Consider the following 24,283-nt stretch of genomic DNA (forward strand, 5'->3'; position numbering starts at 1 on the left):
CTCCTGGGTGGATCGGTCTGTTCGGTACGTGGGCCCGCCGGGTCGAGCGGGCTATGATCGGCCCCACACGGAGTGGTGTGCGGGGAGGTGCGACGAGATGCGTGCCGTGGCGGCGTCGACGTTGTCCGCCGGCCAGCTGGGTCAGGTCTTCGCCGTGCTGGAGCGGGTGGACCGTGCGCACGACGTGGCCGGTTTCGCCGATGCCACGCTGGAGGCGCTGGGATCGGTCCTCGGCTTCCGCAACACCACGTTCTTCGTCGGCTCCACCTACGGCGGGCTGTTCCGGGACCCGGACCCGCTGCTCAACGGCCACCAGCGCACGTTGATCCGCGAGTACCGGGACCGCTGGGAACGCCACGACGTGTTCGCCCGCCCGCGGGAGGCCGCCGTCCTGCACCGCACGCACGCCACAGCGGTCGACGCCAGCGAACCGGTCGGTGCCGCCGACCGGGCCTACGTCGACTGGCTCGCCCACCACGGCCTGGGGAACATGGCCGCTGTGCGGGTCGGGCCGGGTGGCCGCGAGGCCCTGTTCGGCATCTTCGGCCCGCCCGGGACCGTGGGTCCGCAGGAGCTCGCGGTGCTGCGGCTACTGGGCCGCCAGCTCGACGCCGTGGCCCGGCACCTGCCGGACCGGGTGCCGTCGGCCGCGACGCCGCTGCCGCCGCGGCTCGCCCAGACCGCGGACCTGGTGCGGCGCGGCATGACCAACGCGATGATCGCCCGGACGATGGAGCTGTCCGAGGACACCGTGAAGAAGTACGTCAGCCGGCTGCTGGAGCGGACCGGCGCGCAGAGCAGGACCGAGCTGGCCCTGCTGCTGCGCGACGGCTGACCGCTCCCGTCTCAGCCCAGCGCCGCGAACAGCGGGGCGAGCTGCGCGGTGTCGACGTACTCCTCGATCCGGGTGACGCGGCCGTCGTCGCCGGTGTGCACGACGAGCACCGCGGGCGCCCGGAACACCCCGCCGTCGGGCAGGGTCCCGCGCAGCGTGTACTGCGCGACCGACACCGCTCCCGCGTCGTGGGTCCGGACCTCGGCCATGCCGAAGTCGGGTACGACCCGTCGGATGGCACGGACCGACTCGACGGTGTCCGGCACCGTCGGCGCCTCCACCCCGTCGAACGAGTGCCAGGTGACGGCGCCGGGGGCGAACAGGCCCTCCCCCGGGTCGAGGGTCGTCAGCGCGTCGACGACGCGGGCGGCCGCCGTCACCGGGTGCGCTCCTGCTCGTACTTCTCCGTCATGTGGGCGACGGCGTCGAGCTGTGCCTTCGAGTGGCCGTCGCGCACCTCGGACGCGAGGCGGGCCGCGTCCACCGTCGGCCGGGCCTGGCCCTGGAAGTGCGGGGCGACCTCGCGGGCGAACAGCTCGAAGGAGCGCTTCGTCGCCGTCGGGTCGGCCCAGTCGTGCCCCATGAGCAGCAGGCTGCCGAAGCCGCCCGCCTGGTCGACGAGGCGCTGCACCTGTGCACGGGCCTGGTCCGGGGTACCGATGACGCCGATACCCGCCTCGTTGATGAACTGGATCATCTCCTTGACGTTGTCGCCGGAGACGGCCATCTGCGGGAAGGCCGCGACCTTCTGGAAGTAGCCGAACCAGTGCTCGATGCCGTACTCGACCTCGCGGTAGGCCTCGTCCTCGGTCTCGGCGAGGTGGAACGGGCTGACCAGCCGCCAGCCGGAGCGGTCGACCTCGGTGCCGGCTGCGGCGGCCCGCTCCTCCATCACGCTCCAGTGGTGGGCGAGGGCGTCGAAGCCGTCCGCGGACAGCGTCGCGCCGATGCTGAGCAGGCCCAGGCCGTGCGTCCCGGCGAGGCGGGCGCCGGTCGGCGAGGCGACCGCGGCGACCGCGACGTCGAACAGCGGGTCGGAGTAGGGGGCCAGCTGCAACCGGGCGTCGAACAGCGAGTGGGTGGGGGTCTCGGCCGTGACGCTCTCCCCGCGCAGCAGGCGGAGGATGATGTCGAGGTTCGTGCCGAGCAGCTCCCGGGTCTGGGTCGGGTTCAGCCCGATCATCGCCGAGTCGGTCGGCAGCGAGCCGGGCCCGACGCCGAGCATGGCCCGGCCGCGGGTCATGTGGTCGAGCTGCACCATGCGGTCGGCCACCCACAGCGGGTTGTGGTACGCGATCGAGGTGACACCGGTGCCCAGCTTGATCTGCCGGGTCCGCTGCGCGGCCGCGGCGATCATCAGCTCCGGGGACGCGTAGATCTCGCTGCCCGCGGAGTGGTGCTCGCCGAACCACGCCTCGTCGTAGCCGAGCCGGTCCAGGTGCTCGATCAGCTCGAGATCCTGTTCGAACAGCAGGGTCGGGTTGAGACCGGGGGCGTGCACGGGCGCGAGGAAGATGCCGAAATTCAGCCTGGCCATCACAGGGACCTCTCGTCGGCGGCGCGCCGTCGCGCCGCACCTCGGTGACGTCGTCAGGAGCCCACCGTGCTCCGGGCGGCGGTCGCCGTGCGAGTGCACAAAAGAGGACGCCGGGACGTCCTCCTCCGTGCACTCCCCACGCGGGCCGGGGCGGGCTAGCGTCGCGCGCATGTACTTCCGGATAACCCCCGGCGACGTCGAGCTCGTCGACCCGGCCGACGTCCGCGCCTTCCACGTGGTCGCCCCGGTGGACCTGGGCGAGGACGAGCTCACCGACACCGTGCGCCGCACCGGTCTCGGCGAGGTCGACGACGGGCACGTCCTCGTACGGGTCGACGCGGTCCGCAGGCTGGCCGCCGGGCGGGTGGGCCCAGGCTGGGAGGACGACCTCGCCGGCATGCTCGGCTACGCCCGGAGCAAGGGCTGGCTCTCCGACGACGGCCGGACGGTGCGCGCGCACGTCGAGCGCGCCTGAGGCACGTCCTCCTTCGTGCACTGTCCCCCGGCACGCCGGCGGTCCTAGCGGCGGCGACATGACGGACTTCTCGGGCACCGTCGCCCTGGTCACCGGGGCGGCATCGGGCATCGGCGCGGCGATCACCGCCCGTCTCCACGCGGCGGGGGCGAGCGTCCTGCTCGCCGACCTCGACGCCGATCGGCTCGCCGCGGGCCCCTCCGGCGAGCGGCTGCGCACCGCGGTCACCGACGTGACCCGGGCGGGCGACGTCGAGGCCGCGTGCGCCACCGCCGTCGAGGCGTTCGGCGGGCTGGACCTGGTGTTCAACGTCGCCGGGGCGGCGCGGCTGGGCACCGTGCTCGACGGCGGCGAGGACGACTGGCGGTCCACCGTCGACCTCGTCCTCGGCGGCACCTACCTCGGCATCCGGTACGGCGGCCGGGCGATCCGCGAGACCGGCCGCGGCGGCGCGATCGTGAACATCTCCTCCTTGAACGCGCACGTCCCGCTCTACGGCGGTAGCTCCTACGCGGCGGCCAAGGCCGGTGTGGAGATGCTGACGAAGAACGCGGCGCTGGAGCTGGCCCGGCACGGGATCCGGGTCAACGCGGTGCTGCCCGGCCTGGTCCGTACCCCGCTGACCACCGGCTGGTTCGACGGAGGCCCGATCGAACGGGACTTCACCGCACGGATCCTGGCGGGCCGCCCGGCCGAACCGGACGAGCTGGCCGGGCCCGCGGTGTTCCTGGCGGGTCCGGACGCGTCGTACGTCAACGGGACGAGCCTGGTCGTCGACGGCGGATGGGAGATCACCAACTACCCCGACATCTCGGCGGCCGTCGGGGCGTAGGCCATGGCGGGCGCGGGCCGTCGCTACCGCTGCGGCAGGGCCACCGAGGACGGGGTGTCCGGCCCGGACAGCACCTCGATCCGGGCACCGTCGGCACCGGGGACGGGGCCGGTGGCCCGGGGGTCGTGGCCGGTCACCGTGACCTGGACCCGGTGCCCCGCCGGCACCCGGTAGGCGGTCGGGAGCATCGCGAAGTGCAGCCGCACGGCCTCCCCCGGCTCCACCGGGGCGGCGTCGGCGGCGTACGCGCGGTGCCACGGGACGCCCTCGGGCAGGGTGTACGCGGGCGGGTGCTCGGCGCGCAGGGAGATCCGCTGCCGGCCCTCGGTGATCACGGTCGTGCGACCGTCCGGCGCGACCTCCTCGAGGTAGGCGAACACGTCGCCGTCGGCCCGGTCGGTGCGCACCGTCAGGTCGGCGACCGGGGCGCCGGTCAGCACGGTGTCGCGGTCCAGGACCGGTCCGGTCCAGCTCGTCCCGCTCCCGGGGACGTGGCAGGGCTGGACGGTCGCCCCGGAGCCGGGATCGGTGGGGCACTCGGCGCCGGTGTCGACCGTGACGCCCCGGGCGCCGGGGGCGGCGGAGCCGAGGACACCGTCACCGCCGAGGGCGGCGGGCCGTGCGGCGATCCCGGCGGGCGGCCAGCTCGGCGCGGACTCCCACTCCAGACCCGTCGCGTCGGCGGTGTCCGACGACGGGGTGGCCCAGTGCACCGGTGGCTCGTCGGCGATGCCGGTGTCGATGCCCTTGAGGTGCTGGTCGAAGAACCGGTGGGCCTCCTCCACCAGCGCGAACCCGGCGTTCTCGCAGTGCTTCCAGGGGCCGATCAGCAACCGGGACCCGGGCACGTTCAGCAGCGCGGCGACGCCCTGGCCGCGCAGCTCGTCGCGCCACCCGCCGATGACGTAGACCGGTACCCCCGTGGAGCGGATCTCGTCGGCGTAGGTGCCGACGCTGCCCTCGGACCAGAAGCGCGACTGCGTGGCCGCGGTCCGGCTGTCCCGGTACGGCATGCCGCGCCACATGTCGGCGAGCGGTACGGCCTTCTGGTGCTCGATCGCCGCCTCGCGCAGCAGCACCTTGTCCTCGTCACCGTCGATCGGCGCGTTCGCCAGGTCCTGCTCGACGGTGCGCGACGGGCCGAAGCCCCACTGCGCGGAGATGCCACCGGCCCGCCAGGCGTCGTACTTGTCCCAGGAGAAGCACCCCGCGAGCACCGCCCGCAGGTGCGGCGGGCGCACGGTCAGGGCGTGCATCGCGGCGTCTCCGGTGTTGGAGCAGCCGTAGACCCCGACGTTGCCGTCCGACCAGGGCTGCGCCGCCAGCCACTCGGTGATCTCGTAGGCGTCGCCGGCCTCCAGCCGGTCGTTGTAGCCGCGGCGTACCCCGAAGGACTGGCCGTTGCCGCGCCGGGCGACCTGGGCGACGACGTAGCCGTGCCCGGTGAGCGAGGGCATCGTCTGGATCCCGCCCGTCGCGGGGCCGGCACCGTCCTCCGGCTTGCGCTCGGTGGACAGGCTGTGCTGCCACAGCACCGGGAACGGCCCCGGCGCCGGTCGGCCGTCCACCGCGGGCCGGTCGAGCCGGACGGCGAGCCGGGTGCCGTCGCGCATCGGCAGCAGGAAGGACTCGCTGACCTGCTCGGTGAAGCCGGGTTCCGGACGGTACGAGCCGAGCGAGGAGGCCGTGGCGTCCCCGTCCGCCCGCGGGACGACGAGCACCGCGAGGGCGACGGCGGCCGCCAGGCCGAGGGCGACGAGTGCGGACACGAGCAGGGTGCGGCGGGATCGTCCGGGCATGGTGGGGCCTCCGTGCAGCGGTCGGTGGTGCAACGGGTGGTGGGTGCGGCGCACGCGGTGCGGCTCAGGGGGCGGGCGCGGCCTCGCCGAGCGGGGTCTCGCGGATCCCGGCCACGGCGACCAGGGCGAGCACCGCGACCGGCAGGGTCGCCAGCACGGCCAGCTGGAGCCCGTGGGTGTAGGACGCCCGGACGGCGTCGGCCAGCGGCGCGGGGAGGGCGGCGACCTCGGCGGGCGTACCGAGCAGCCGGCGGACGCCGTCGTCCCCGGCGGGCAGGCCCGCGGCGGCGAGTGCGCCGGGCAGGTCGCTGCGCAGCCGCGCGGTCAGCACCGCACCGAACGCGGCGACGCCGACGGCGCCGCCGAGGGTGCGCGCGAACGTGGCCGAGGACCCGGCGACCCCCACGTCACCGGGTCCCACGGCGTCCTGTGCGGCCAGCACCAGCACCTGTTGGGTCAGACCGGTCCCGGCGCCGAGCAGCGCCATCCCGGCGGCCACCTGCCAGGCGGGGGTCGCCGGGGTCAGCGGCGCGAGCACGGCCAGCCCCACGACGAGCAGCGCGCAGCCCGCCGTGGGGTAGCGCTTCCAGCGGCCGCTGCGCACGACCAGCCGCCCGACCACGGCCGAGGCGACGATCATGGTCCCCACCTGGGGCAGCATCAGCAGACCGGCGGTCATGGCGTCGTGGCCGTGGACGACCTGCAGGAACTGGGGCAGGTAGATGATCCCGCCGAACATGACCGTGCCGACCAGCAGGCTGGCGGCGCAGGAGATGGTGAAGGTGCGGCTGCCGAACAGCCGCGGCGGCAGGACCGGGTCGGCGGCACGGCGCTCGCGCAGCACCGCGAGCGCACCGGCCGCCCCGACCGCGAGGCCGAGCACCACGGTCGGCGGGGACATCCACGGCCAGGCCACCCCGCCTGCCGACAGGAGCAGCACGAGGCCGCCCGCGGCCACGGCCAGCAGGGCCGCCCCCAGGTGGTCCAGCGGCGCGGTCCGGCGGGCCGGGCGGCGGTCCGGGGCGAGCCGGACGAGCGCGGCGGCGGCGATCGTCACCGGCACGACACCGAGGAAGCACCACCGCCAGCCCGGCCCGCCCGGGCCGACCAGCAACCCGCCGAGCAGCGGCCCGGCGACCGACGCCGTGCCGAAGGACAGCCCGAACCAGCCGGTGTAGCGACCCCGCTCGCGTGCCGGCACCAGCACCGCGACGAGTGCGTTCGCGCAGGCCAGGATGCCACCGGAGGCCGCGCCCTGGACGGCGCGACCGGCGATCAGCCACCCCATCGACGGGGCGAGCCCGGCCGCCAGCGACGCGACGACGAACAGCGCGATCGCCGCCAGCAGCACCGGCCGCGGGCCGCGCCGGTCCGCGAGCTTGCCCCACACCGGCGTCGCCGCGGCCATCGTGAGCAGAGCGGCCGCGGCGACCCAGGCGGCACGGTCCTGCCCGCCCAGCTCACCGGCGATCGTGGGCAGCGCGATCCCGATGATCGTGTTCGTCAGCGAGCCGGTGAACAGCGCGACCAGGGCGCCGGCGAGCACCGCGGGGGTGGACGGCCGGGGGACGCCCACGGCGGCGGGGGCCGGCGCCTCAGCCATCGGTCCGGGGCAGCACCTCGTCCTGCAGCCACCCACCGACCGCCGCGTCGAGGTGACCGGGCCCGGTGCCGCGGTCGTCGACGTTGTCGGCGTGCAGCTCCAGCACCGGGATCCCGGCCGCGCGCAGTGCCCGGGTGGTCGCCCAGCTGCCCCGGGCGTCGTCGGACACCAGGTGCACGACGCCGTCGACGCCGTGCGCGCGGGCCTCCTTGACGTACCACTCGGCCGACCAGGGCGGCGTGTAGAGCTGGTCGGAGAACGCCGCGAACCGGGCGGCGAGGGTGCGCAGCGGGTCGTCGCCGTAGCGGACGTAGCCGTCGGCGGCGATGGCCAGGTACATCGACCACACGAACACCGCGCCGTACCGCTCCTGGATCCGGCGGAACAGGTCCAGGTCGAACCACAGGCCGCGGCCGACCCACATCAGCCGGGCCCGCTCGTGGTCGGCGACGGCCGCGCCGGCGGCGATCCGGTCCGCGACCTCGTCGTGCAGCCTGCGGGCCGCGTCCCGCGCCCACACCGTGCCGCGGTGCCACTGCGGCACCATCACGGCCGGGATGGAGTCGGTGACCGCGACCGGGCACGGACGCGCCGCGGCGATCAGGTCCCGGGTGCGCCGGTTCCACTCCTCCTGCTCGTTGGTGAGCGCCAGCACCTCGGCGAAGCGCCGTTCGGGGAACCGACGCCCGGTGGTCTGCTCCAGGAACCGGATCAGTCCCTCCAGCTCACCGACCATGAGGTCCAGGCGGTCGGTCCCGACCGCCTCCTCCCAGCGGTGCGGCATCAGCTCCCACCAGCGCTCCGGGACGGTGTCGGCGGCCGCGCTCTCCAGCGGGAAGAAGGTGACGCCGGGCCGCGAGCCCCAGACGTCGAAGATCTTCCGCGAGGCGTCGCCGGTGGTCTCGGCGAGCACGATCGAGGGCATCGGGAGCCCGCCCCACGGCGCGCTCGCCGGGTCCGGGTCGAAGGCGCTGCCGAGCGCGGTGGAGCTGTACTGCTCGGTGTAGTCGGGGTAGCCGCGCTCGCGCAGGCGGGCGAGGTGGTCCTGGGTGCGCCGCTTGGCGGAGACGATCGACGCCCACCACTGGTTGACCACGTACGGGATCCCCATCGCACGGAACACCTCCTGCGGGGCGTCCGCGTTGACCAGGGCCAGCGGGGCCCCGGGGAGGTGGTCGCGCTGCAGCTCGGCGAACCACCGGCGCTGGTACGCCGTCGCCTCGGCCGCGCTGGACAGCCGGCCCGTCCGGGCCGGGGCGCTCACGCCGCGACCGCCGGGCGGCGCAGGTCGGCGAGGGCCCGGTCGAGACCGTCCGGGTCGATCCGGCCGTAGGGCTGGCGCTCCAGCAGCGCCGCGGGCACGCCGGCGGCGGCGCGTTGCGCGGGCCAGTCCCACGGCGGCGCGTCGTCGTGCTCGCGGACGTAGCCGAGCAGCCCCTCCGCGGCCCGGGCACGGATCCGGGCGGCGGTGTGCGCGGCCCGCTCCGCGATCGAGGACCGCGGCGCCGACGGACCGTTGGCCTGGTACCTCTCCGCGAGCGCGAGCTCCAGCCCCGCCGGGTCGCTGGGGACGCCGACGTCGACCGCGACGAGCAGGTCGCCACGGTCGTGGTCCTCACCGACGACGAGCAGCCCGGCGGACTCCAGCGTCGCGTAGACCGACGGCTCGTCGTGCGCGGAGCCGGTGACGTGGACGGGGTGCCCGGGCCGCGGGTCGCGCACGGGCAGCTCCTCGGCCAGCGCCGTCAGCAGCTCCGCGGCGCGGGCGGGCGGCAGGGCGCAGGCCGCGTCGACGACGCCGAGGAACTCGGTGCCCGTGAGCCGGCGCGTGGAGCGCAGGTCCCCCAGGCCGCGCAGCAGGCCACGCACCCGGTCGGGCGCCACGACGGCGGCGGCGAGCGCGTCGTCGCCGACCGGGCGTCCGGAGCGCTCGCCCAGCCAGGTCCGCAGGCCGCGGACCTTGGCCCGGACGTAGCGGGTGGTCGTGCGGTGCGGCAGGTGCAGGACGTCGACCAGGTGCACCGGGGGCAACGCGACCGACGGCTCGACCCGGCGCAGCTCGCGGAGCACGTAGAACAGCCGCAGCGAGGCCTCGCAGTCCCGCGAGACGACGAGCACGTCGAGCGGGCCGTACGCCCCGTCGAGCAGCCGGGTCAGGACCGAGTGGGCGACCGGGTCGAGTCCGCCGCCGAGCAGGCGCCGTCCGGCCGAGGCGTCCTCCACCGGCGAGCCGGACAGCCGCAGCGGGCGGTAGCCGGCGGCGGTGAGCAGCTCGACCGGCACGTCGGCACCGACGTGGCCGGCGACCGGCCGGTCGTCACCCGCCCCGGAGCGGGCGGGGTCCAGCAACGCAGCGAGGGCTGCGGACATGGCGATCCTCCGGGTCAGATGACGGCGTCGGCGGCGAGTGCGGCGACGTCGTCGGCGTCGTAGCCGAGCAGCTCGCGGTACACGCGGTCGTTGTGTTGGCCGAGTACCGGCGCGGGGCCGTCGAGCCCGACGTCGGCACCCGAGAACACGATGGGCATCCCGGTGGCGGACAGGTCCGCCACCGCGCCGTGCCGCGGGTGGGTGGGCGGGACGACCTCCCGGCGCTCGCGCACCAGCGGGTCCCGGACGGCCTCCAACGGGTCGCGGACCTCCGCCGCGGGCACACCCTCGGCGGTGAGCCGGGCGATCACCTCGGCCCGGGGCAGGTCCCGGCACCAGGCGGCGATCAGGGCGTGCAGCTCGTCGGCCCGCTCCACCCGGCGGTCCCGCGTGCGGTAGCGCTCGTCGTCGACGAGGTCCGCGCGCCCCATCGCGCGCAGCACGCCGCGGGCGAAGGCGTCGGTGGGGGCGCAGAGCGCGACGTGGCCGTCGGCGGCCGGGAGGATGCCGAACGGGGCGAGCCGCGGGACCATCGCGCCGGTGCGCTGCTCCAGGCCGACGGCGTCGTAGGCGTCGAACGGCTCGCAGGCCACGAGCGAGGTGAGCGCGCCCAGCATGGAGACGTCGACGTGCTGGCCGTGTCCGGTGCGCTCGGCCTGCAGCAGCGCCGACACCGTCCCGACCACGGCGTACAGCGGGGCGAGCAGGTCCCCGATCGGGAGCCCGAACCGCACCGGGTCGCCGCCGGGCTCGCCCGCGGTCATCATCACCCCGGACAGCGCCTGGATGATCGCGTCCATCGCCTTGCCCGACCCCGGACCGCCCTGGGCGCCGAACCCGCTGATCGAGGTGTACACCAGCGCCGGGTTGATCTCGCGGACCGCGGCGTAGTCGATCCCCAGCCTCGAGGTGACCCCCGGGGAGTAGTTCTCGACCAGGACGTCGGCGTGCCGCACGAGGTCGGTGAACACCGTCTTGGACCGCGGGTCCTTCAGGTTCAGCGTCACGCTGAGCTTGCCGCGGCCGCGCAGCAGCATCGACACCGACATGTCGTCGTCGTGCAGGCGGGACAGCGCCAGGCCGTCCCGGCCCAGGTAGGGGGCGTTGTTGCGGGAGGTGTCGCCGCCGGTGGCGGGGTTCTCCACCTTGATCACGGTCGCGCCCAGCCCGGCCAGGAGCAGGGTGGCGTAGGGGCCGGCGAGCGCGGTGGTCAGGTCGATGACGGTGCGGCCGGCGAGCGGCTGGTCGGTCGCGTTCTCGGTCACGCTGTCTCCTCGGACGAGCCCGCCCCGGCGACGAGCCAGTCGTCGCCCCGGCGGACCAGGCGGGCACCCAGCCGGGCGCGGGTGGTGATGTCGCGGACGTAGTCGACGACGGGCGAGTCCGGGCCCTGCGGGACGGGGCGGCCCGCGTCGTCGATCCGGCAGGGGACGATCCCCGCCTCGACGAGCCCGCCGCGGTCGAACCGGCAGGTGGCGACGACGGTGTCGCGGCTCTCGGGGTGGAAGGGGTAGAAGGGCATGTCCGGGTCGGGGGCGAAGCCGTACAGCTCCGTGCGGCGCCGCGCCCACGCGTCACCCACGCGCTGTCCCCGCCGGACGCCGGGGTCAGCGCGTGGGTGACGGTCACGAAGTTGCCGAGCCCGTGGAAGATCGGCTTCCCGCGCCATACCTCGATGCCGCGCAGGATGTGCGCGTGGTGGCCGAACACGGCGTCGGCCCCGGCGTCCACGGCGGCCCTGGCGACCGGCGACTCGTACATCGCGACCGCGGCCGGGGTGTGGCCGACGCCCTTGTGCAGCGCGACCAGCACGACGTCGACCTCGGCGCGCAGCCGTGCGACGTCGTCGGTCATCTCCTCCAGCGACTCGGGGTCGGCGAAGGTGTAGACGCGCGGCGGCCCGCCGGGGCTGGCGTGGTCGAGCTCGTAGTGGGTGAGCACCCGGACCGGGGCGCAGCCCGCCTTGCGGGAGGTCGCCCAGGACTCGCGCGGACCCACGCAGTTGTAGGACAGCACCCCGATCCGCAGGCCGCCGCGCTCGACGACGGCGGGCGCGCGGGCCTCGGCGAGGTCGGCGCCCGCGCCCGCGGTGAGCAGCCCGGCCCGGCGCGCGTGGGCGACGGTGTCGGTCACGCCGACCTCGCCCGCGTCGAACACGTGGTTGCCGGCCAGGGTGACGACGTCGAACCCGGCGTCGGCCAGCGCGCCGAGCGCGGCCGGGTCGGCCGGCGGCGCCGGCACGTCGGTGGACACCTGCGCCGTGGTCGTGGAGTGCGGGACCTCGACGTGGCCGACCGTCAGGTCGGCGGCGCGGAGCAGCGCGGCGGACGGCGCGAGGAAGGACGCCGGGTCGGGCTCGTCGAGGATCAGGTCCCCGACCGAGGCGACGGTGACCGATGTCGGGGTGCTCATGCGGGGACCTCCCGGGTGTGGCGGGACAGGAAGGCGCGCAGCCGGTCGCTGGACGGGTTGCCGAAGACCTGCGCGGGCGGCCCGGTCTCGACGACGCGGCCGGCCTCCATGAACACGACGCGGTCCGCGACCTGGCGGGCGAAGGCCATCTCGTGGGTGACCACGACCATCGTCAGGCCGTCGGCGGCCAGCGTCCGCAGGACGCCCAGGACCTCCTCGACCAGCTCCGGGTCGAGCGCGGAGGTGGGCTCGTCGAACAGCAGGATCCGCGGCCGGGTCGCCAGCGCACGGGCGATCGCCACGCGCTGCTGCTGCCCCCCGGAGAGCTGGCGCGGGTAGTGGTGCAGCCGGTCGCCCAGGCCGACCCGCTCCAGCAGCGCGACGGCGTCGCGACGGGCCTGGTCGGCGGAGCGGCCGTGCACCCGCCGCGGCACCTCGGTGACGTTGCGCAGCGCGTCGAAGTGCGGGAACAGGTTGAACTGCTGGAACACCATGCCGATCCGGCGGCGCTGGGCGGCGACGCCCTTCGGGGTGAGCGGACGCAGCCCGCCGCGGTGCTCCTCGTGGCCGAGGAGCTCACCGTCGAGGTACATCCCGCCGGCGTCGAGGGACTCGAGCTGGTGGACGCAGCGGACCAGGGTCGACTTGCCCGACCCCGAGGGGCCGATCACGACGACGACCTCCCCCTCGGTCACGTCGAGGTCGACGCCGTCGAGCGCGGCGTGCGACCCGAACCGCTTGGTCACACCGTGCAGGTGCAGGACGGGGCTCACGAGGCACCTCCGGCCGCGGCCGTCCGGACGTGCCCGCGGGCGAACCGGCGCTCCAGCCGTCGTTGCGCCACCGTGAGCAGCGTGACGACGGCCAGGTACCAGATGCAGGCCACGAGCAGGTTGGGGACGATCTCGTAGGTCTGGTTGTAGATGATCTGCACCGCGTTGAGCAGGTCGTTCATCGCGATCACCGACACCAGCGCGGTGCCCTTCACGACCGTGATGAACTGGCTCCCCGACGGCGGGATGATGACCCGCATCGCCTGCGGCAGGACGATCCGGAAGAACGTCTGGGCCGGGGTGAAGCCCATCGCGGCCGCGGCCTCGCGCTGCCCGTGGTCGACACCGAGGATCCCGGCGCGCACGATCTCGGCCATGTAGGCGGACTGGACGAGCGAGAGCCCGATCACCGCCGCGGTCAGCGGGGTGATGACGTCGTTGGCGTCCCAGGACACCAGGGTCGGTCCGAACGGCAGGCCGATCGAGATCCGTGGCACCAGGTAGGCCAGGTTGAACCAGAAGATCAGCTGGACCAGCGGCGGGATGCCCCGGAACACCCCGACGTAGACGGTGGCGGCCCAGCGGACCGGCCCCAGGTCCGACAGTTGTGCGGCGGCGAGCAGACCGCCCAGCAACGACCCGATCACCATCGCGGCGACCGCCAGCAGCAGCGTCGTGACCAGGCCCCGGAGCACCGCGGGGGCGAACAGGTTGGCGGCGACGACGTCCCACTGGAACCGCTCGTTGCCGACCAGGAAGACGGCGATCCGGACGACGACCAGGGCCAGCAGCAGCGAGGCGACCCAGCGCCACGGGCGGAACCGGGGGCGGGCGGTCGCGACGTCGTGCGTCCCCGGGCCGGTGGTCGACGGCGGCGCGGTGACGGTCACGGCGTGGTCCCCGCGTTCAGCTCCGGCGCCGAGACGGTCACGTCGTCGAGACCCCAGCGGGACATGATTCCGGCGTAGGTGCCGTCCCGGAACAGCTCCTCGAACGCCCGCTGCAGCACCGGCCCGAGCTCCTCGGACTTCGGGACGAACAGCGCGAGCTTGTCGACGGTGGCGCCCTGCTCCCCGGTCTGGGTGACGTAGGTGTAGACGCCCTGCTGCTGCGCGGTCACGTCGATCGCGGCCGCCTGGGTCATCCCGGCGGCGTCCGCCCGGCCGGACCGGGCGGCGAGCAGGGTGGCGTTGGTGTCGGCCAGCCCGATCGAGGTGACCGCCGGGCGGCCGGTGCGGGTGCAGTACTCGGAGAGCAGCCGCAGCTGCTCCTCGACGACGCTCGCGGTCGTCACGGCGACCCGCCGGCCGCACAGGTCGTCGGCGGCGCCCACGTCCAGCGGCGAGTCGGCGGGGACGACATAGGACGTCCTGGTGGTCATCCAGGTGACCGTGTCGAACTGCCGCTCGCGCTCGGCGGTGACCTTCACGGGTCCGTTGAAGGCGTCGTAGCGGCCGGCCAGCATCCCCTGCAGCGCGGCCGGGAGGCTGTCGACGACGACGGTCTCGGTCCGGACGCCGAGCACCCGGGCCAGGGCGTCCTGGAAGTCCCGGTCGATCCCGGTGATGGTGCCGTCGCCGGCGACCGTGCGGTACGGCGGATGCGAGTCGCCGGCGAACCGGATGACGCCCGCCTCCTTGACCGCGTCGGGCAGTGCCGCGTGCAGCTCGGCGTTCGCACCGGGCGGCAGCGGGGCGTCCGCGGGGTCCCCGGACCCCCCGGTCCCACAGCCGGCGAGCAGCAGCACCGAGGCGGACAGGACGCCGAGACCCAGGACACGGGGGCGGCGTGGACGGGTGTGGCGCATGGCGAGGTACTCCCTGCGTTGGGTCGTGCCATGTGGGGCCGGTCGGCGGTTCACGATCATTGCCGACGTCGACAGCGACGAGCGTCGCATGAGGTGTCGTCTATGACAACACCCGCTTTCCGCTCTGCGGAAGACCGACCGGCGACACGTACGCTCCCCCGCGGGAGGGATGTCGATGCCGGACGACGGGCGCACGCGGGCGGAGCCACAGCTGCTGCTGACCTCGCTGCTCGGTGACTACTGGTACTGGCGCGACGAGCACATCCCGTCGGCCGCGCTGGTCCGGCTGCTCGCCGAGTTCGGGATCGGCCGGGAGAACGCCCGTGCGGCGATGCGCAGGCTCGCCGCCAAGGGGCTGCTGACGACCTCGCGCGCCGGCCGGACCACGGCCTACGGCATCCCGCCCCGGACCAGCGACGTCATCGTGGACCGGACCCACCGGATGCTGGTCTTCGGCGCGTCCGCGCCGGACTGGGACGGCCGGTGGACCGTCGTCGCGTTCTCGGTGCCCGAGCAGGAACGCGAGATCCGCACGGCACTGCGCTCCCGGCTGCGGGTGCTCGGATTCGCCGCCCTGTACGACGGCCTGTGGGTCTCCCCGCACGACCTCGCCGGATCCGCCCACGACCTCGTCGCCGAGCTGGGCATCGGCCGGGCCACGGTCCTGCGGGCGACCGAGGTGCCCGGCGGGCCGCACGGCGGCGGGCCCGCGTCGGCGTTCGACGTGGACGGCCTGGCCGCCGAGTACGCGGGGTTCGTCCGGACCTACGCGCCACTGCGCGACGGTCTCGCCGCGGGCCGGATCGGCCCGGCCGAGGCGCTGCGCATCCGCACCGAGCTGCGGGTGGCGTGGCACACCTTCCCCGAGCGCGACCCCGACCTCCCCGCGGTGATGCTCCCTGCGGGGTGGGCCCGACCGCAGGCGCAACAGCTGTTCGTCGAGGTCTACGACCGGCTCGGACCGCTGGCCGAGCACCGGTTCCGGCAGGTGCTCGCCGAGGTCGACCCGGGTCTCGCCGGGCTGGCCTCGCACCACGACAGTGCCCGCATCGCGCGCCTGTACTCCGAGCTCGGTGACCGCAGGGCCCGGGGCGACACCCCGTTCGAGCAGGCGGTCCGCGAGCGCAGGCTCGACGAGGTGCGGCGCGGCAGGCCGTCGGTCTGACGAGGCGCTACCCCAGCAGCGCCCGGATCCGCTCCGGGGCCGGCCCGTCCGGCTCGATGACCACGACGGCGTCGTCGAACCCCGCGTCGGCGTAGCGGTGCAGTGTCTCGCCCAGCCGTCCGAGGTCGGCCCCCGCGGGGACCGGCAGGGCGTAGGCGACCGCGCGCCGTCCGCCGGCGGCCCGGTAACGGCGCAGGGCCTCGGTCATCTCCTCGGGGGTGGTGCGGTAGCCGGAGGCGAGCCAGCCGTCGAAGCCACGGGCGGCCTTCTCCACGTTCGCACCCCACGACCCCAGCAGCAGCGGTGGCCGGACGGACGGGGGGTCGGCGAGCCGGGCGTGCTCGTCGCCACCGCGTTCCAGCAGCTCACGGAGCCGCACCGCGTTCTCGTCGAACATCCGGAAACGGGTCCGGTGGTCCCGGTCGAGGGCGGCGTAGTCGTCACGGGTCGAGCCCGGGCTGATGCCGAGGGCGAGCCGGTCCCCGCAGACCGCCTGCAGCGACAGCATCCGGTGCGCCAGCTCGGCGGGATGGTGCAGCGGGACCTGCACCGTGCCCGTCGCCAGCCCGACGCCCTCGGTGGCCCCGGCCGCGACGGCGAGCGCCACGAACGGGTCGGGCACCAACCGGCCGCGGCCGATGATCTCCGGGGCCCACAGGTGTGCGAACCCGGCGCCGGCGAGCCGCCGGGCCCACCCGGCGACCGGGTACGGCGGCGCGTCGGACAGGTGCGCGAGCGTCGCGCCGAGGAGCACCGCTACCCCCGCCGGTCCGCGGCGAACCGGGCGTACCAGCGCAGCGCGTCGGGGTCGTCGACCGAGGCGACGTTCGCAGCCTGCTCCAGCGGGCGGCCCGCCATCAGCTTCTTGATCGGGACCTCCAGCCGCTTCCCGCTCAGGGTGTGCGGCACCGCGGGCGCCTCGACGATCTCGTCGGGGACGTGCCGGGCCGTGAGCCGGCCGCGCAGCGTGGTGACGATCTTCTTCCGGAGCTCGTCGTCGAGCGGGTGGCCCTCGGCGGGCACGACGAACAGACCCAGCCAGTACTCGTCGCCGGGCAGGTCGACGCCGACGACCAGGGCCTCGGTGACCTCCTCCATCGCCTCCAGCACGTCGTAGAAGTCGCCGCTGCCCAGCCGGACGCCCTGCCGGTTCAGTGTCGAGTCCGAACGGCCGTGGACGGACACGCTGCCGTCGCCGTGCACGGTCACCCAGTCCCCGTGCCGCCACACGCCGGGCCAGGTGTCGAAGTAGGAGTCGGAGTAGCGCTCGCCGTCCGGGTCGTTCCACAGGTACACCGGCATCGACGGCATCGGCTGGGTGACCACCAGGTCCCCGACCTCGTCGACGACCGGGTTGCCGTCGTCGTCCCAGGCGGCGCAGTCGACCCCGGCCAGGCGCCCGCCGATGCGGCCCGCCCGCACCGGGGAGTACTCGTTCGCGCCGACGAAGGATCCCGAGATGTCGGTGCCGCCGCTGGTCGAGTCGATCCGCAGGTCCGGCGAGACGTGCTCGTACAGCCAGTCGTAGCCGCTCGGCGGCAGCGCCGAGCCGGAGACCATGACGTGCCGGACCCGGGACAGGTCGTGCTCGGAGCGCGGGGACACGCCGGTGCCCGCCGTCGCCGTGACGACCGCCGCCCCCATCAGGACGACGTCGGCGCCGGTACGGGCCGCGATCTCCCAGACCGCACCCGGCGGGTGCCCGGGGCTGCCCTCGTGGAGCACGATGCTCGCGCCCCGGGTCAGCGCGCCGAGCTGCATGTTCCACAGTGCCCAGCCGGTGGAGGTGTAGGTGTACATCCGCTCGCCCGCGCGCAGCCCGCAGTACAGGCCGGACCACTTCAGCCCCTCGAGGGTGATCCCGCCGTGGCCGTGCACGAGCCCCTTCGGCAGGCCGGTGGTGCCGGAGGTGAACAGCACCCACAGCGGGTGCGAGAACGCCACCTGCTCGAACTCCGGCTCCGCGTCGACGGCCAGCAGCTCCTCCCAGGCGACGGTGCCCTCGGGAGCGGGCCGGTCGAACACGTACGGCACGTGCACCACGTGTCGCACGGTCGGCAGCTCGGCCCGGAGCCGGGCGACGACGTCGGCACGGTCGACGACCCTGCCGTTCCAGTGGTAGCCGTCGGCCGCCAGCAGGACGGTCGGTTCGAGCTGCGCGAGCCGGCCGATGGTGCCCTCGGCACCGAAGTCGGGCGAGCAGCAGGACCAGACGGCACCGACCGCGGCGGCGGCGAGCAGGCCGATCACCGCGTGCTCGGTGTTGGGCAGGTAGGCGCAGACCCGGTCCCCGGGCTCGACGCCGGCACGGCGCAGCCAGCCCGCGGTGGCCGCGACCGACCGGCGCAGCTGCGACCAGGTGATCTCACGTGCGGGGGTGCCGCCCTCCTGCACGCACACCAGGGCGGTGTCGTCGTCGGCGCCGTGACGCAGCGCGTGCTCGGCCCAGTTCAGCCGCGCCCCGGTGAACCACCGGGTGTGCGGCATCGGGTCGGCGGTACGGACCTGCTCGTAGGGCGCGGACAGGGTGACGTCGAAGTACTCGACGACCGAGCGCCAGAACCGGTCGACGTCGTCGACCGACCACACCCACAGGGCGTCGTGGTCGTCGAACGGGCGCCCCTCCCGCTCGGCCAGCCAGTCCAGGTAGGCGCGCAACGCGGATCGCTCGATGCGCTCCGCCGACGGGCTCCAGAGGACGTCGGTCATCGGTGTCTCCTCCGTGGGGGCGTCCCGCGCGTCGGCGGGCCCACCCGGGGAGGTGGACCCGCCGACGCGGTGCTGCGGTGCGGTGCCGCGGTCAGCCCGCGGCGCGGGGTCGCCGGGGGGCACCCGGCTCGGAGCGCTCAGGAGGCGAGCACCTTCGGCATGATGTCGTTCTTGATCCGCTTGAGGTCGTCGAGCGTCTTCGACACCGGGACGTCGGCGAACGGCGGCCAGATCAGCGGCATGGTCATGCCGGCCTCCTTGTACGCCTTGAGCCGGTCGGTGAGCTGCTTCTCGGTGCCGACCAGCAGGTTGGACGCGACGCCATTGACGGTCTGGTCGACCTCCTCGTCGGTGATGACCGTCCAGATCATCGAGCAGATCTCCAGGTCCTTGGCCCGCTTCGGGCTGCCGATCTCCTCGAACTGCTCATCGATGGCGGTGATCCACCGGGCGAGGCCCTCGGGCGAGTCCTGGATGCCGATCCAGCCGTCGAGGTCGTACTTGGTGATCCGGCGCGCCGAGCGCAGCGGGTCCTTGAGGCCGCTCATGAAGATCGGCGGGCGCGGGTCCTGCAGCGGCTTGTGCCCGAAGCCGCAGGCGTCGAAGTCGGCGAACTCGCCGTGGAACTCGTAGTGGTCGGCGCCCTTGTCCCAGATGCCCTGCATGATCTCGATCGACTCGCGCACGTGCTTGTGGCGCTTCGGGAAGATGTGCGCGGCGCTCGCGGCGGCGAACTCCTCGGGCATCCAGCCGGACCCGACGCCGACGTTGAGGCGGCCGCCGGACAGGTGGTCGATGGTCGCCAGCTCCGCGGCGAGGACGCCGGGCGAGCGGAACGGGGTGTCGATGATGCTCATGCCGATGCGGACCTTGGTGGTCTTCGCGGCGAGCCACGGGATGAGCGGGTAGCCCTGGAACCACCTGCCGCGCGAGGACACCGGCAGCGCGTTCGGCAGCCCGTCCATCATGCCGAAGGAGTACTGCAGCTCCTGGCGGTCGGACTTCTCCGGGACGACGATCCGGTCGAGCGTCCACACCGAGTCGAAGTCGAGCTCCTCGGCGAGCGCGGTGAGGTCCTCCAGCTCCTTGACCGTGACGAGGTCACGGAAGTTCGGAAGGTACAGAGCGAGCTTCATGTGATGCTGCCTCCTTGCGGCATGACAGTGTCGCGAACAGCGTCACGGACGGGAGAGTGTGATGCGGATCTCGTTCTTGAGAACCTTACCCACAGTCGAGCGCGGAAGATCGGTCCAGAGCTCGATCTGCTTGGGGGCCTTCACGGAACCGATGCGCGCCTTGACGAACGCGACCAGCTCACCGGTGCCGATCTCGACACCGGGCCGGGGCTGGACCACCGCGGTGACCCGTTCGCCCCACTTGTCGTCGGGCAGCCCGACGACCGCGCAGTCCCGGACGGCGTCGTGCGCCATCAGGGCCTGTTCCACCTCGGCGGAGTAGACGTTGAACCCGCCGGTGATGACCATGTCCTTGGCCCGGTCGACGATGTACAGGAAGCCGTCGTCGTCGAGCCGGCCGATGTCGCCGGTGTGGTGCCAGCCGTGCGCCGACACCTCCGCGGTCGCCTCGGGGTTGCGGTGGTAGCCCGCCATGACCAGCGACCCGCGCACGCAGATCTCGCCGCGCTCGCCCCGTGCGACGGGCTGCCCCTGCTGATCCAGGATCGCGACGGTGACCAGCGGCGACGGGCGCCCCGCCGAGGACAGCCGCCCGGTGTCGATGCTCCCGTCGGGCCTGCGGTGCTCGGCCGGGGACATCGTCGAGATCATCATCGGTGCCTCGGACTGGCCGAACAGCTGGGCCATCGGCCCGATCCGGTCCAGCGCCTCGGTCAGCCGGGCCACCGACATCGGGGCCGCGCCGTACCAGAAGCACTGCAACGACGACAGGTCCGTCGCGTCGAGCGCCTCGTGGCCGAGCACCATGTAGATCAGCGTCGGCGGCAGGAACGTGTGGGTGACCCGGTGCGTCTCGATCAGCTGCAGGAACCGGCCGACGTCGGGCTCGGCCATGACCACGACCTCGCCGCCGCGGGCCATGACCGGGAAGCACAGGACCCCCGCGGCGTGGGTCAGCGGCGCGAGCGCCAGGTAGACCGGCCGCTCGTCGAACGGGTAGCTCATCAGGGTGATCGCCGACATCGTCTCGACGTTGCGGTCGGTCAGCAGCACACCCTTGGGACGTCCGGTGGTGCCGCCGGTCCCGACCAGCGCGACGACGTCGTCGGGCGGGGCGGCCTCGGCGGGCGGGTCGTCGCGGGCGGCGGCGAGCCAGGCGTCGAACGCCTGGGCGCGGCCGTCCGGCCCGGCCTCGCCGAGGCGCACGAGGGTGGTCAGCTGCGGCAGGTCCGGCGCGATCTGCGCGACCAGACCGTCGAAGGAGGGCTGGTAGACCAGGGCGACGCAGTCGAACAGGTCGAGCAGCTCGGCGGTCTCGCCCGCCGCGTTGCGCGGGTTGATCGGGCACCACACCGCGCCGGCGCGGGCGATGCCGAACACGCAGGAGAAGGCGGTCGGGTCGTTCGCCGACAGGATGCCGACCTTGTCGCCCGGGGCGACGCCGGAGCGCCGGAGCGCCCGCGCGACGGAGTGCGAGAGCTCGACGACCTCGCCGTAGGTCAGCGACGTGCCGTCCAGGGTCAGGCAGGGCGCCGCGGGATCGAGGGAGGCGCCCTTGTCGAGGTAGAAGGTCAGCGACATCGCAGCTCCCCGGACTCGCACCGTTGCGGACAGCGACGACCGTGGCGAAAATCTGGACAGTTGTCAAGATTCTGCTGTCCACCGCCGGACCGATCGTGCACGACAGAACGCTCGGGCGACAGGGGCCGTCGCCGTGCGCGCACGACGACGGGCCGGGAGCGTGGTGCGCTCCCGGCCCGTGCGGGTCGGTGGGGCGGCGGTCGCCGGAGGGTCAGCCCTGCCCGGTCAGCGCCCCGGCCAGCGGGCCGAGCGGCGGCGCCCACTCACGGATCTCGGCCCGGGCGACGACGCCCGCGGTGCTGAACGGGTCGTTGTCGACGATGCGCTGCACCGCGGCCCGGTCCTCCACCCGGAAGATCAACAGCCCGCCCGGGTCCTCGCCGGGCGCCCAGGCGCCCGCCGCCAGCATCGTGCCGTCCTCGCCCAGGGGGCGCAGGTAGTCGCGGTGCGCGGGGCGCGTGGCGTCCCGCAGCTCGGTGTCGTCGGTGTAGGTGTAGATCAGCGCGAAGGTCGTGGCCACGCCGGGATCCTCGCATGCGCAGGCGTCGGCAGGCCGCTGCGCGCACCGCCCCCGGCAGGCGCGGATCGTCGTCCCGGGAGCCCTCCCGAAGGAGGTCCATAGCATCGGCAACCGCCTCCACCGCCCATCTCGGGACGGAGGAGACCCGCACCCACGAGTGAGAGGACACCGCCATGAGCCGGAATCGATCGACCCTGCGATCGGCGACGCTGGCCGCCGTGTCGATGACCGGGGCCGCCGCACTCTGCCTCCTCGGCACCGGGGTGGCCCAGGCAGGTGAGCACGTCGAATCGGCCGGGACGTTCCAGAGCAGGGCCGCCTGCGAGTCGGCGATCGCGTCCTTCACCGCCACACCGGTCGGCGGGAAGTACGTGTGCGTCTCCAACGGCAACCCGGCCTCCAGCGCCGAGCCGACCTACACCGCCTACTACCACTACTGGGACTGATCACGACGCGGTGGGGCCGACCGCCCACTGCCGGGCACGACGCGTCCGACCGGTGGGCGGGTCCGGCTCGGAAGGCCGCCGCGGCGGCCTCGACGACGATCCGGCCCCTGCTCGCCGGTGCCACCGGACACGCCGACCCCGCGGTCGCCGGAGGCCGTCCCCGCTACAGCTCGAGCTTGAAACCGACGTGTGTCGGGGAGAACCCGAGCTTCTCGTAGAACCGGTGGGCGTCGGGTCGCTGCGCATCGGAGGTCAGCTGGACCAGGTGAGCGCCGCAGCGGCGGGCCTCGGAGACGGCCCACCGGAACAGCTCCGTCCCCAGGCCCGTCCCCCGTTCGTCCGCGTGCACCCGGACTCCCTCGATCTGCGCCCGGACCGTCCCGCGGCGGGACAGCCCGGGGATGATGGTCAGCTGGAGGGTTCCGATCACGGCGTCGTCGCGGGTGGCCACCACCAGGTGCTGGTTCGGGTCCGGGTCCAGGGCGGCGAACGCCGTCCGGTAGGGGGCCAGGTCGTCGGGCGACTCCCGGGCCGCCCCCAGTACGTCGTCGGCCAGCATCGCCACGACGGCGGGCAGATCGTCGACGGTCGCCGGTCGGAGGACGAGCTCACCGATGGGGATCACCCTGCCCTCGGATCGTTGCGGAACACCGACCGGGTCGGCACGCGGCGCTCGCCGGGCGCCACATCCGGCCCGGAGCGGCGGGACGGGCACCCCGACGTCGCAGCATACGGAGAGGACCGCACGTCGCTCCCGAGATCCGCCCGGTGACCGGCCGGGAGGATTTCGGACGTGCCGGACCGTCGAACGGGCGAGAGGCCGGCAGCGGTGCGGGCGGCATTGCTCGTCGCGGGTGTGCCCGGGGGCCACCCGGTGATCGGGAGAAGAGGGCGTCTGCAGTCCCTCGACACCGTGGGCCCGCTACGAGCGTCGCCGGAGTCCCTGGATCGCGAGGAACAGCGCCGAGCCGAGCACGACCAGCCCCCCGACCGCCACCTGCCGGACCCACCGCGACTCGTAGCCGTACAGGACGTAGGCACCGACCAGCAGGAGAACACCGATGACCGTGAGGGCAACGAGGGTCACCCGGGACACCGCGGCTTCTCCACCGACACGCACAGCTGGACCGTACCGCGCCGGGAGGAAAAGGACGTTGCTCGACCGCACCGACCGATGGTCACGCGACAGTGCACGGCGTTCACGACGGGACCTCCGCCTACGCTCGACCCGGCCCGCCCGTGGGAGCCTCCCCGCCCGGCGAATGGCGACGAGCACCAGTCGTCGGAACGACTGTCCGACCCCACCCGATGGTCGGGCGACCCACCTGTGACGCGGAGGACCGTCGACGTCCGGGCTCTTCATGCCGAATCCGATCGCGCGATTCGCGGACGCAGAACGCCGGTTCGCGGCACGCCCTCCGGCCATCGACGGTCGGGGCTCCGGCAGCGGTCCCTGCGGTGCCCGAGCTCGATCGTCCGGTTCCGGGCGGGACCAGGCGACCACGGGCGTGCGAGGCCGGGCGGAACACGCCCGGAGCGTGCAGGCGGAGCGCCGAGTCTCCGTCACCCCGCAGGCGAGCTGCCGGCCGGGCGGCGTCGGCCGGAGGCTCGCGAGGTGAGCGTCCACAGTGCTCAGTTCTCCCGTTCCGACGACGCTCTCGCCGGGTCCGGCGTGCTGATCAGAGGCCGCAGCGTGTCGGCGAAGACGGCCGTGACGGCGGCCGCGTCGACCTGCTCCGGGTCGATGGCGTGTTCCAGCAGCAGACCGAGCCGCAGCGACTGGAGAGTCAACGCCACCTGCTCCGCAGGAACCGTGAACTCGACACCGAGATCGGCACCGGCCTCGGCCAGCACGTCGGTCAGCTCGTCGCGCAGCGCGCGGCGGACCTCGACGTAGACCGCGCGGACCTCCGGATCGCGCGCGGCCTGCTGGGCGATCTCGACGAGCAGCCTCGTCCACACGTCCTGCTCCACGACGCTGCGCGCGAACACCTCCGCGGCGTCCTCCAGCGCCCGCTCCGGGCGGCTCCTCGCGCGGAACGTCGTCGCTGCCGCCGAGAACCGGGTGCGCACGTGCCGTTCGATCAGCTCGGCGAGCAGGGCGTGCTTGCCGGAGAAGTTCGAGTACACGGCACCCTTGGTGAAGCCTGCGACACGGGCGATCTCGTCCAGCCCGGCGGACTCGTACCCGCGGTGGGCGACGACCTCCGCCGCCGCGTCCAGCAGTCTCCGACGCACCTCGGCGCGTCGCACCCGGGGAACCGGCTCGGCCATGCGGGATCC

Annotated in this window: 24 protein-coding genes and 1 pseudogene; 5 read left to right on the forward strand and 20 right to left on the reverse strand. The window is 74.2% G+C overall.

Features of this window, described 5'->3' with window-relative positions:
• The first annotated feature begins 97 nt into the window (after positions 1-97).
• Positions 98-835 (forward strand): LuxR C-terminal-related transcriptional regulator, encoded by a 738-nt coding sequence (locus KPF47_RS04600; RefSeq protein ID WP_224387217.1) that lies wholly within the window; start codon positions 98-100, stop codon positions 833-835.
• 11 nt (positions 836-846) lie between these two features.
• Here KPF47_RS04600 and KPF47_RS04605 read toward each other — a convergent pair whose 3' ends face one another.
• Both KPF47_RS04605 and KPF47_RS04610 read right to left on the reverse strand, forming a co-directional pair.
• Positions 847-1,215, reverse strand: coding sequence for a nuclear transport factor 2 family protein (locus KPF47_RS04605; RefSeq protein ID WP_224387219.1), 369 nt, complete (start codon positions 1,213-1,215; stop codon positions 847-849).
• Positions 1,212-2,372 carry an LLM class flavin-dependent oxidoreductase gene (locus KPF47_RS04610; RefSeq protein ID WP_224387221.1) on the reverse strand — a complete coding sequence of 387 codons (1,161 nt, stop codon included), beginning with the start codon at positions 2,370-2,372 and terminating at the stop codon, positions 1,212-1,214. The genes KPF47_RS04605 and KPF47_RS04610 overlap by 4 nt, the downstream gene beginning before the upstream one ends.
• 169 nt (positions 2,373-2,541) lie before the next feature.
• Here KPF47_RS04610 and KPF47_RS04615 point away from each other — a divergent pair, with 169 nt between their 5' ends.
• The gene (locus KPF47_RS04615; protein ID WP_224387223.1) at positions 2,542-2,847 is read left to right on the forward strand and encodes a hypothetical protein; all 306 of its coding nucleotides are present in this window, start codon (positions 2,542-2,544) and stop codon (positions 2,845-2,847) included.
• A 58-nt stretch (positions 2,848-2,905) separates the two neighbouring features.
• Complete coding sequence (locus KPF47_RS04620; protein ID WP_224387225.1) at positions 2,906-3,679, forward strand: SDR family NAD(P)-dependent oxidoreductase; 774 nt, start codon at positions 2,906-2,908, stop codon at positions 3,677-3,679.
• Positions 3,680-3,702: 23 nt separating this feature from the next.
• On the opposite strand, the gene KPF47_RS04625 is transcribed toward KPF47_RS04620, so the two are convergent.
• From KPF47_RS04625 to KPF47_RS04670, 10 genes and pseudogenes are all read right to left on the reverse strand, one after another.
• Positions 3,703-5,478 (reverse strand): CocE/NonD family hydrolase, encoded by a 1,776-nt coding sequence (locus tag KPF47_RS04625; RefSeq protein ID WP_224387227.1) that lies wholly within the window; start codon positions 5,476-5,478, stop codon positions 3,703-3,705.
• A gap of 64 nt (positions 5,479-5,542) precedes the next feature.
• Positions 5,543-7,081, reverse strand: a complete 1,539-nt coding sequence (locus KPF47_RS04630; protein WP_224387229.1) for an MFS transporter — start codon at positions 7,079-7,081, stop codon at positions 5,543-5,545.
• Positions 7,074-8,345, reverse strand: a complete 1,272-nt coding sequence (locus KPF47_RS04635; protein ID WP_224387231.1) for a 2-hydroxyacyl-CoA dehydratase family protein — start codon at positions 8,343-8,345, stop codon at positions 7,074-7,076. Before KPF47_RS04635 ends, KPF47_RS04630 begins: the two co-directional genes overlap by 8 nt.
• Positions 8,342-9,451 (reverse strand): 2-hydroxyacyl-CoA dehydratase family protein, encoded by a 1,110-nt coding sequence (locus KPF47_RS04640; RefSeq protein ID WP_224387304.1) that lies wholly within the window; start codon positions 9,449-9,451, stop codon positions 8,342-8,344. The genes KPF47_RS04635 and KPF47_RS04640 overlap by 4 nt, the downstream gene beginning before the upstream one ends.
• Before the next feature lie 14 nt (positions 9,452-9,465).
• The gene (locus KPF47_RS04645; protein ID WP_224387233.1) at positions 9,466-10,716 is read right to left on the reverse strand and encodes a CaiB/BaiF CoA-transferase family protein; all 1,251 of its coding nucleotides are present in this window, start codon (positions 10,714-10,716) and stop codon (positions 9,466-9,468) included.
• Complete coding sequence (locus KPF47_RS04650) at positions 10,713-11,033, reverse strand: hypothetical protein (protein WP_224387235.1); 321 nt, start codon at positions 11,031-11,033, stop codon at positions 10,713-10,715. The genes KPF47_RS04645 and KPF47_RS04650 overlap by 4 nt, the downstream gene beginning before the upstream one ends.
• A 101-nt stretch (positions 11,034-11,134) precedes the next feature.
• Positions 11,135-11,863, reverse strand: a pseudogene (locus KPF47_RS04655) (CapA family protein); the annotation flags it as partial.
• The gene (locus tag KPF47_RS04660; protein WP_224387237.1) at positions 11,860-12,636 is read right to left on the reverse strand and encodes an amino acid ABC transporter ATP-binding protein; all 777 of its coding nucleotides are present in this window, start codon (positions 12,634-12,636) and stop codon (positions 11,860-11,862) included. The pseudogene KPF47_RS04655 and the gene KPF47_RS04660, both read right to left, overlap by 4 nt.
• On the reverse strand, positions 12,633-13,526 hold the full coding sequence (locus KPF47_RS04665) for an amino acid ABC transporter permease (RefSeq protein ID WP_224387239.1): 894 nt from the start codon (positions 13,524-13,526) through the stop codon (positions 12,633-12,635). Before KPF47_RS04665 ends, KPF47_RS04660 begins: the two co-directional genes overlap by 4 nt.
• Positions 13,523-14,443, reverse strand: coding sequence for a transporter substrate-binding domain-containing protein (locus KPF47_RS04670; RefSeq protein ID WP_224387241.1), 921 nt, complete (start codon positions 14,441-14,443; stop codon positions 13,523-13,525). Before KPF47_RS04670 ends, KPF47_RS04665 begins: the two co-directional genes overlap by 4 nt.
• A gap of 169 nt (positions 14,444-14,612) precedes the next feature.
• On the opposite strand from KPF47_RS04670, the gene KPF47_RS04675 reads away from it, so the two are divergent.
• Complete coding sequence (locus tag KPF47_RS04675) at positions 14,613-15,608, forward strand: PaaX family transcriptional regulator C-terminal domain-containing protein (RefSeq protein ID WP_224387243.1); 996 nt, start codon at positions 14,613-14,615, stop codon at positions 15,606-15,608.
• Positions 15,609-15,615: 7 nt separating this feature from the next.
• Here KPF47_RS04675 and KPF47_RS04680 read toward each other — a convergent pair whose 3' ends face one another.
• The 5 genes from KPF47_RS04680 to KPF47_RS04700 form a co-directional block, all read right to left on the reverse strand.
• Entirely contained in the window at positions 15,616-16,362 is a 747-nt protein-coding gene (locus tag KPF47_RS04680) for an LLM class flavin-dependent oxidoreductase (protein WP_224387245.1), read from the reverse strand.
• A 2-nt stretch (positions 16,363-16,364) separates the two neighbouring features.
• Positions 16,365-18,317, reverse strand: a complete 1,953-nt coding sequence (locus tag KPF47_RS04685; protein WP_224387247.1) for an acetoacetate--CoA ligase — start codon at positions 18,315-18,317, stop codon at positions 16,365-16,367.
• Between the two features lie 137 nt (positions 18,318-18,454).
• On the reverse strand, positions 18,455-19,453 hold the full coding sequence (locus tag KPF47_RS04690; protein ID WP_224387249.1) for an LLM class flavin-dependent oxidoreductase: 999 nt from the start codon (positions 19,451-19,453) through the stop codon (positions 18,455-18,457).
• Between the two features lie 42 nt (positions 19,454-19,495).
• Positions 19,496-21,034, reverse strand: coding sequence for a long-chain fatty acid--CoA ligase (locus KPF47_RS04695; RefSeq protein ID WP_224387251.1), 1,539 nt, complete (start codon positions 21,032-21,034; stop codon positions 19,496-19,498).
• A 211-nt stretch (positions 21,035-21,245) separates the two neighbouring features.
• A complete protein-coding gene (locus KPF47_RS04700; RefSeq protein ID WP_224387253.1) occupies positions 21,246-21,554 on the reverse strand; it encodes a YciI family protein in 309 nt (102 codons plus the stop codon).
• Positions 21,555-21,727: 173 nt separating this feature from the next.
• Here KPF47_RS04700 and KPF47_RS04705 point away from each other — a divergent pair, with 173 nt between their 5' ends.
• Entirely contained in the window at positions 21,728-22,000 is a 273-nt protein-coding gene (locus KPF47_RS04705; protein ID WP_224387255.1) for a hypothetical protein, read from the forward strand.
• 163 nt (positions 22,001-22,163) lie between these two features.
• Here KPF47_RS04705 and KPF47_RS04710 read toward each other — a convergent pair whose 3' ends face one another.
• The 3 genes from KPF47_RS04710 to KPF47_RS04720 all read right to left on the reverse strand — a co-directional run bounded on the left by KPF47_RS04710 (position 22,164) and on the right by KPF47_RS04720 (position 24,274).
• A complete protein-coding gene (locus KPF47_RS04710) occupies positions 22,164-22,616 on the reverse strand; it encodes a GNAT family N-acetyltransferase (RefSeq protein WP_224387306.1) in 453 nt (150 codons plus the stop codon).
• A 306-nt stretch (positions 22,617-22,922) separates the two neighbouring features.
• On the reverse strand, positions 22,923-23,087 hold the full coding sequence (locus KPF47_RS04715) for a hypothetical protein (RefSeq protein ID WP_224387256.1): 165 nt from the start codon (positions 23,085-23,087) through the stop codon (positions 22,923-22,925).
• Between the two features lie 545 nt (positions 23,088-23,632).
• Positions 23,633-24,274 carry a TetR/AcrR family transcriptional regulator gene (locus tag KPF47_RS04720; RefSeq protein ID WP_224387257.1) on the reverse strand — a complete coding sequence of 214 codons (642 nt, stop codon included), beginning with the start codon at positions 24,272-24,274 and terminating at the stop codon, positions 23,633-23,635.
• Between the last annotated feature and the right edge of the window lie 9 nt (positions 24,275-24,283).

Origin of the sequence: Pseudonocardia sp. ICBG1293 (assembly GCF_020131355.1) — a bacterium.
Taxonomy (GTDB): domain Bacteria; phylum Actinomycetota; class Actinomycetes; order Mycobacteriales; family Pseudonocardiaceae; genus Pseudonocardia.

Coding starts and splice junctions, on each gene's coding strand:
- KPF47_RS04690 (WP_224387249.1), bottom strand. CDS start 19,453: ATGAAGCTCGCTCTGTACCTTCCGAACTTCCGTGACCTCGTCACGGTC.
- KPF47_RS04705 (WP_224387255.1), top strand. CDS start 21,728: ATGAGCCGGAATCGATCGACCCTGCGATCGGCGACGCTGGCCGCCGTG.
- KPF47_RS04695 (WP_224387251.1), bottom strand. CDS start 21,034: ATGTCGCTGACCTTCTACCTCGACAAGGGCGCCTCCCTCGATCCCGCG.
- KPF47_RS04620 (WP_224387225.1), top strand. CDS start 2,906: ATGACGGACTTCTCGGGCACCGTCGCCCTGGTCACCGGGGCGGCATCG.
- KPF47_RS04685 (WP_224387247.1), bottom strand. CDS start 18,317: ATGACCGACGTCCTCTGGAGCCCGTCGGCGGAGCGCATCGAGCGATCC.
- KPF47_RS04640 (WP_224387304.1), bottom strand. CDS start 9,451: ATGTCCGCAGCCCTCGCTGCGTTGCTGGACCCCGCCCGCTCCGGGGCG.
- KPF47_RS04600 (WP_224387217.1), top strand. CDS start 98: ATGCGTGCCGTGGCGGCGTCGACGTTGTCCGCCGGCCAGCTGGGTCAG.
- KPF47_RS04610 (WP_224387221.1), bottom strand. CDS start 2,372: ATGGCCAGGCTGAATTTCGGCATCTTCCTCGCGCCCGTGCACGCCCCC.
- KPF47_RS04720 (WP_224387257.1), bottom strand. CDS start 24,274: ATGGCCGAGCCGGTTCCCCGGGTGCGACGCGCCGAGGTGCGTCGGAGA.
- KPF47_RS04670 (WP_224387241.1), bottom strand. CDS start 14,443: ATGCGCCACACCCGTCCACGCCGCCCCCGTGTCCTGGGTCTCGGCGTC.
- KPF47_RS04630 (WP_224387229.1), bottom strand. CDS start 7,081: ATGGCTGAGGCGCCGGCCCCCGCCGCCGTGGGCGTCCCCCGGCCGTCC.
- KPF47_RS04625 (WP_224387227.1), bottom strand. CDS start 5,478: ATGCCCGGACGATCCCGCCGCACCCTGCTCGTGTCCGCACTCGTCGCC.
- KPF47_RS04675 (WP_224387243.1), top strand. CDS start 14,613: ATGTCGATGCCGGACGACGGGCGCACGCGGGCGGAGCCACAGCTGCTG.
- KPF47_RS04615 (WP_224387223.1), top strand. CDS start 2,542: ATGTACTTCCGGATAACCCCCGGCGACGTCGAGCTCGTCGACCCGGCC.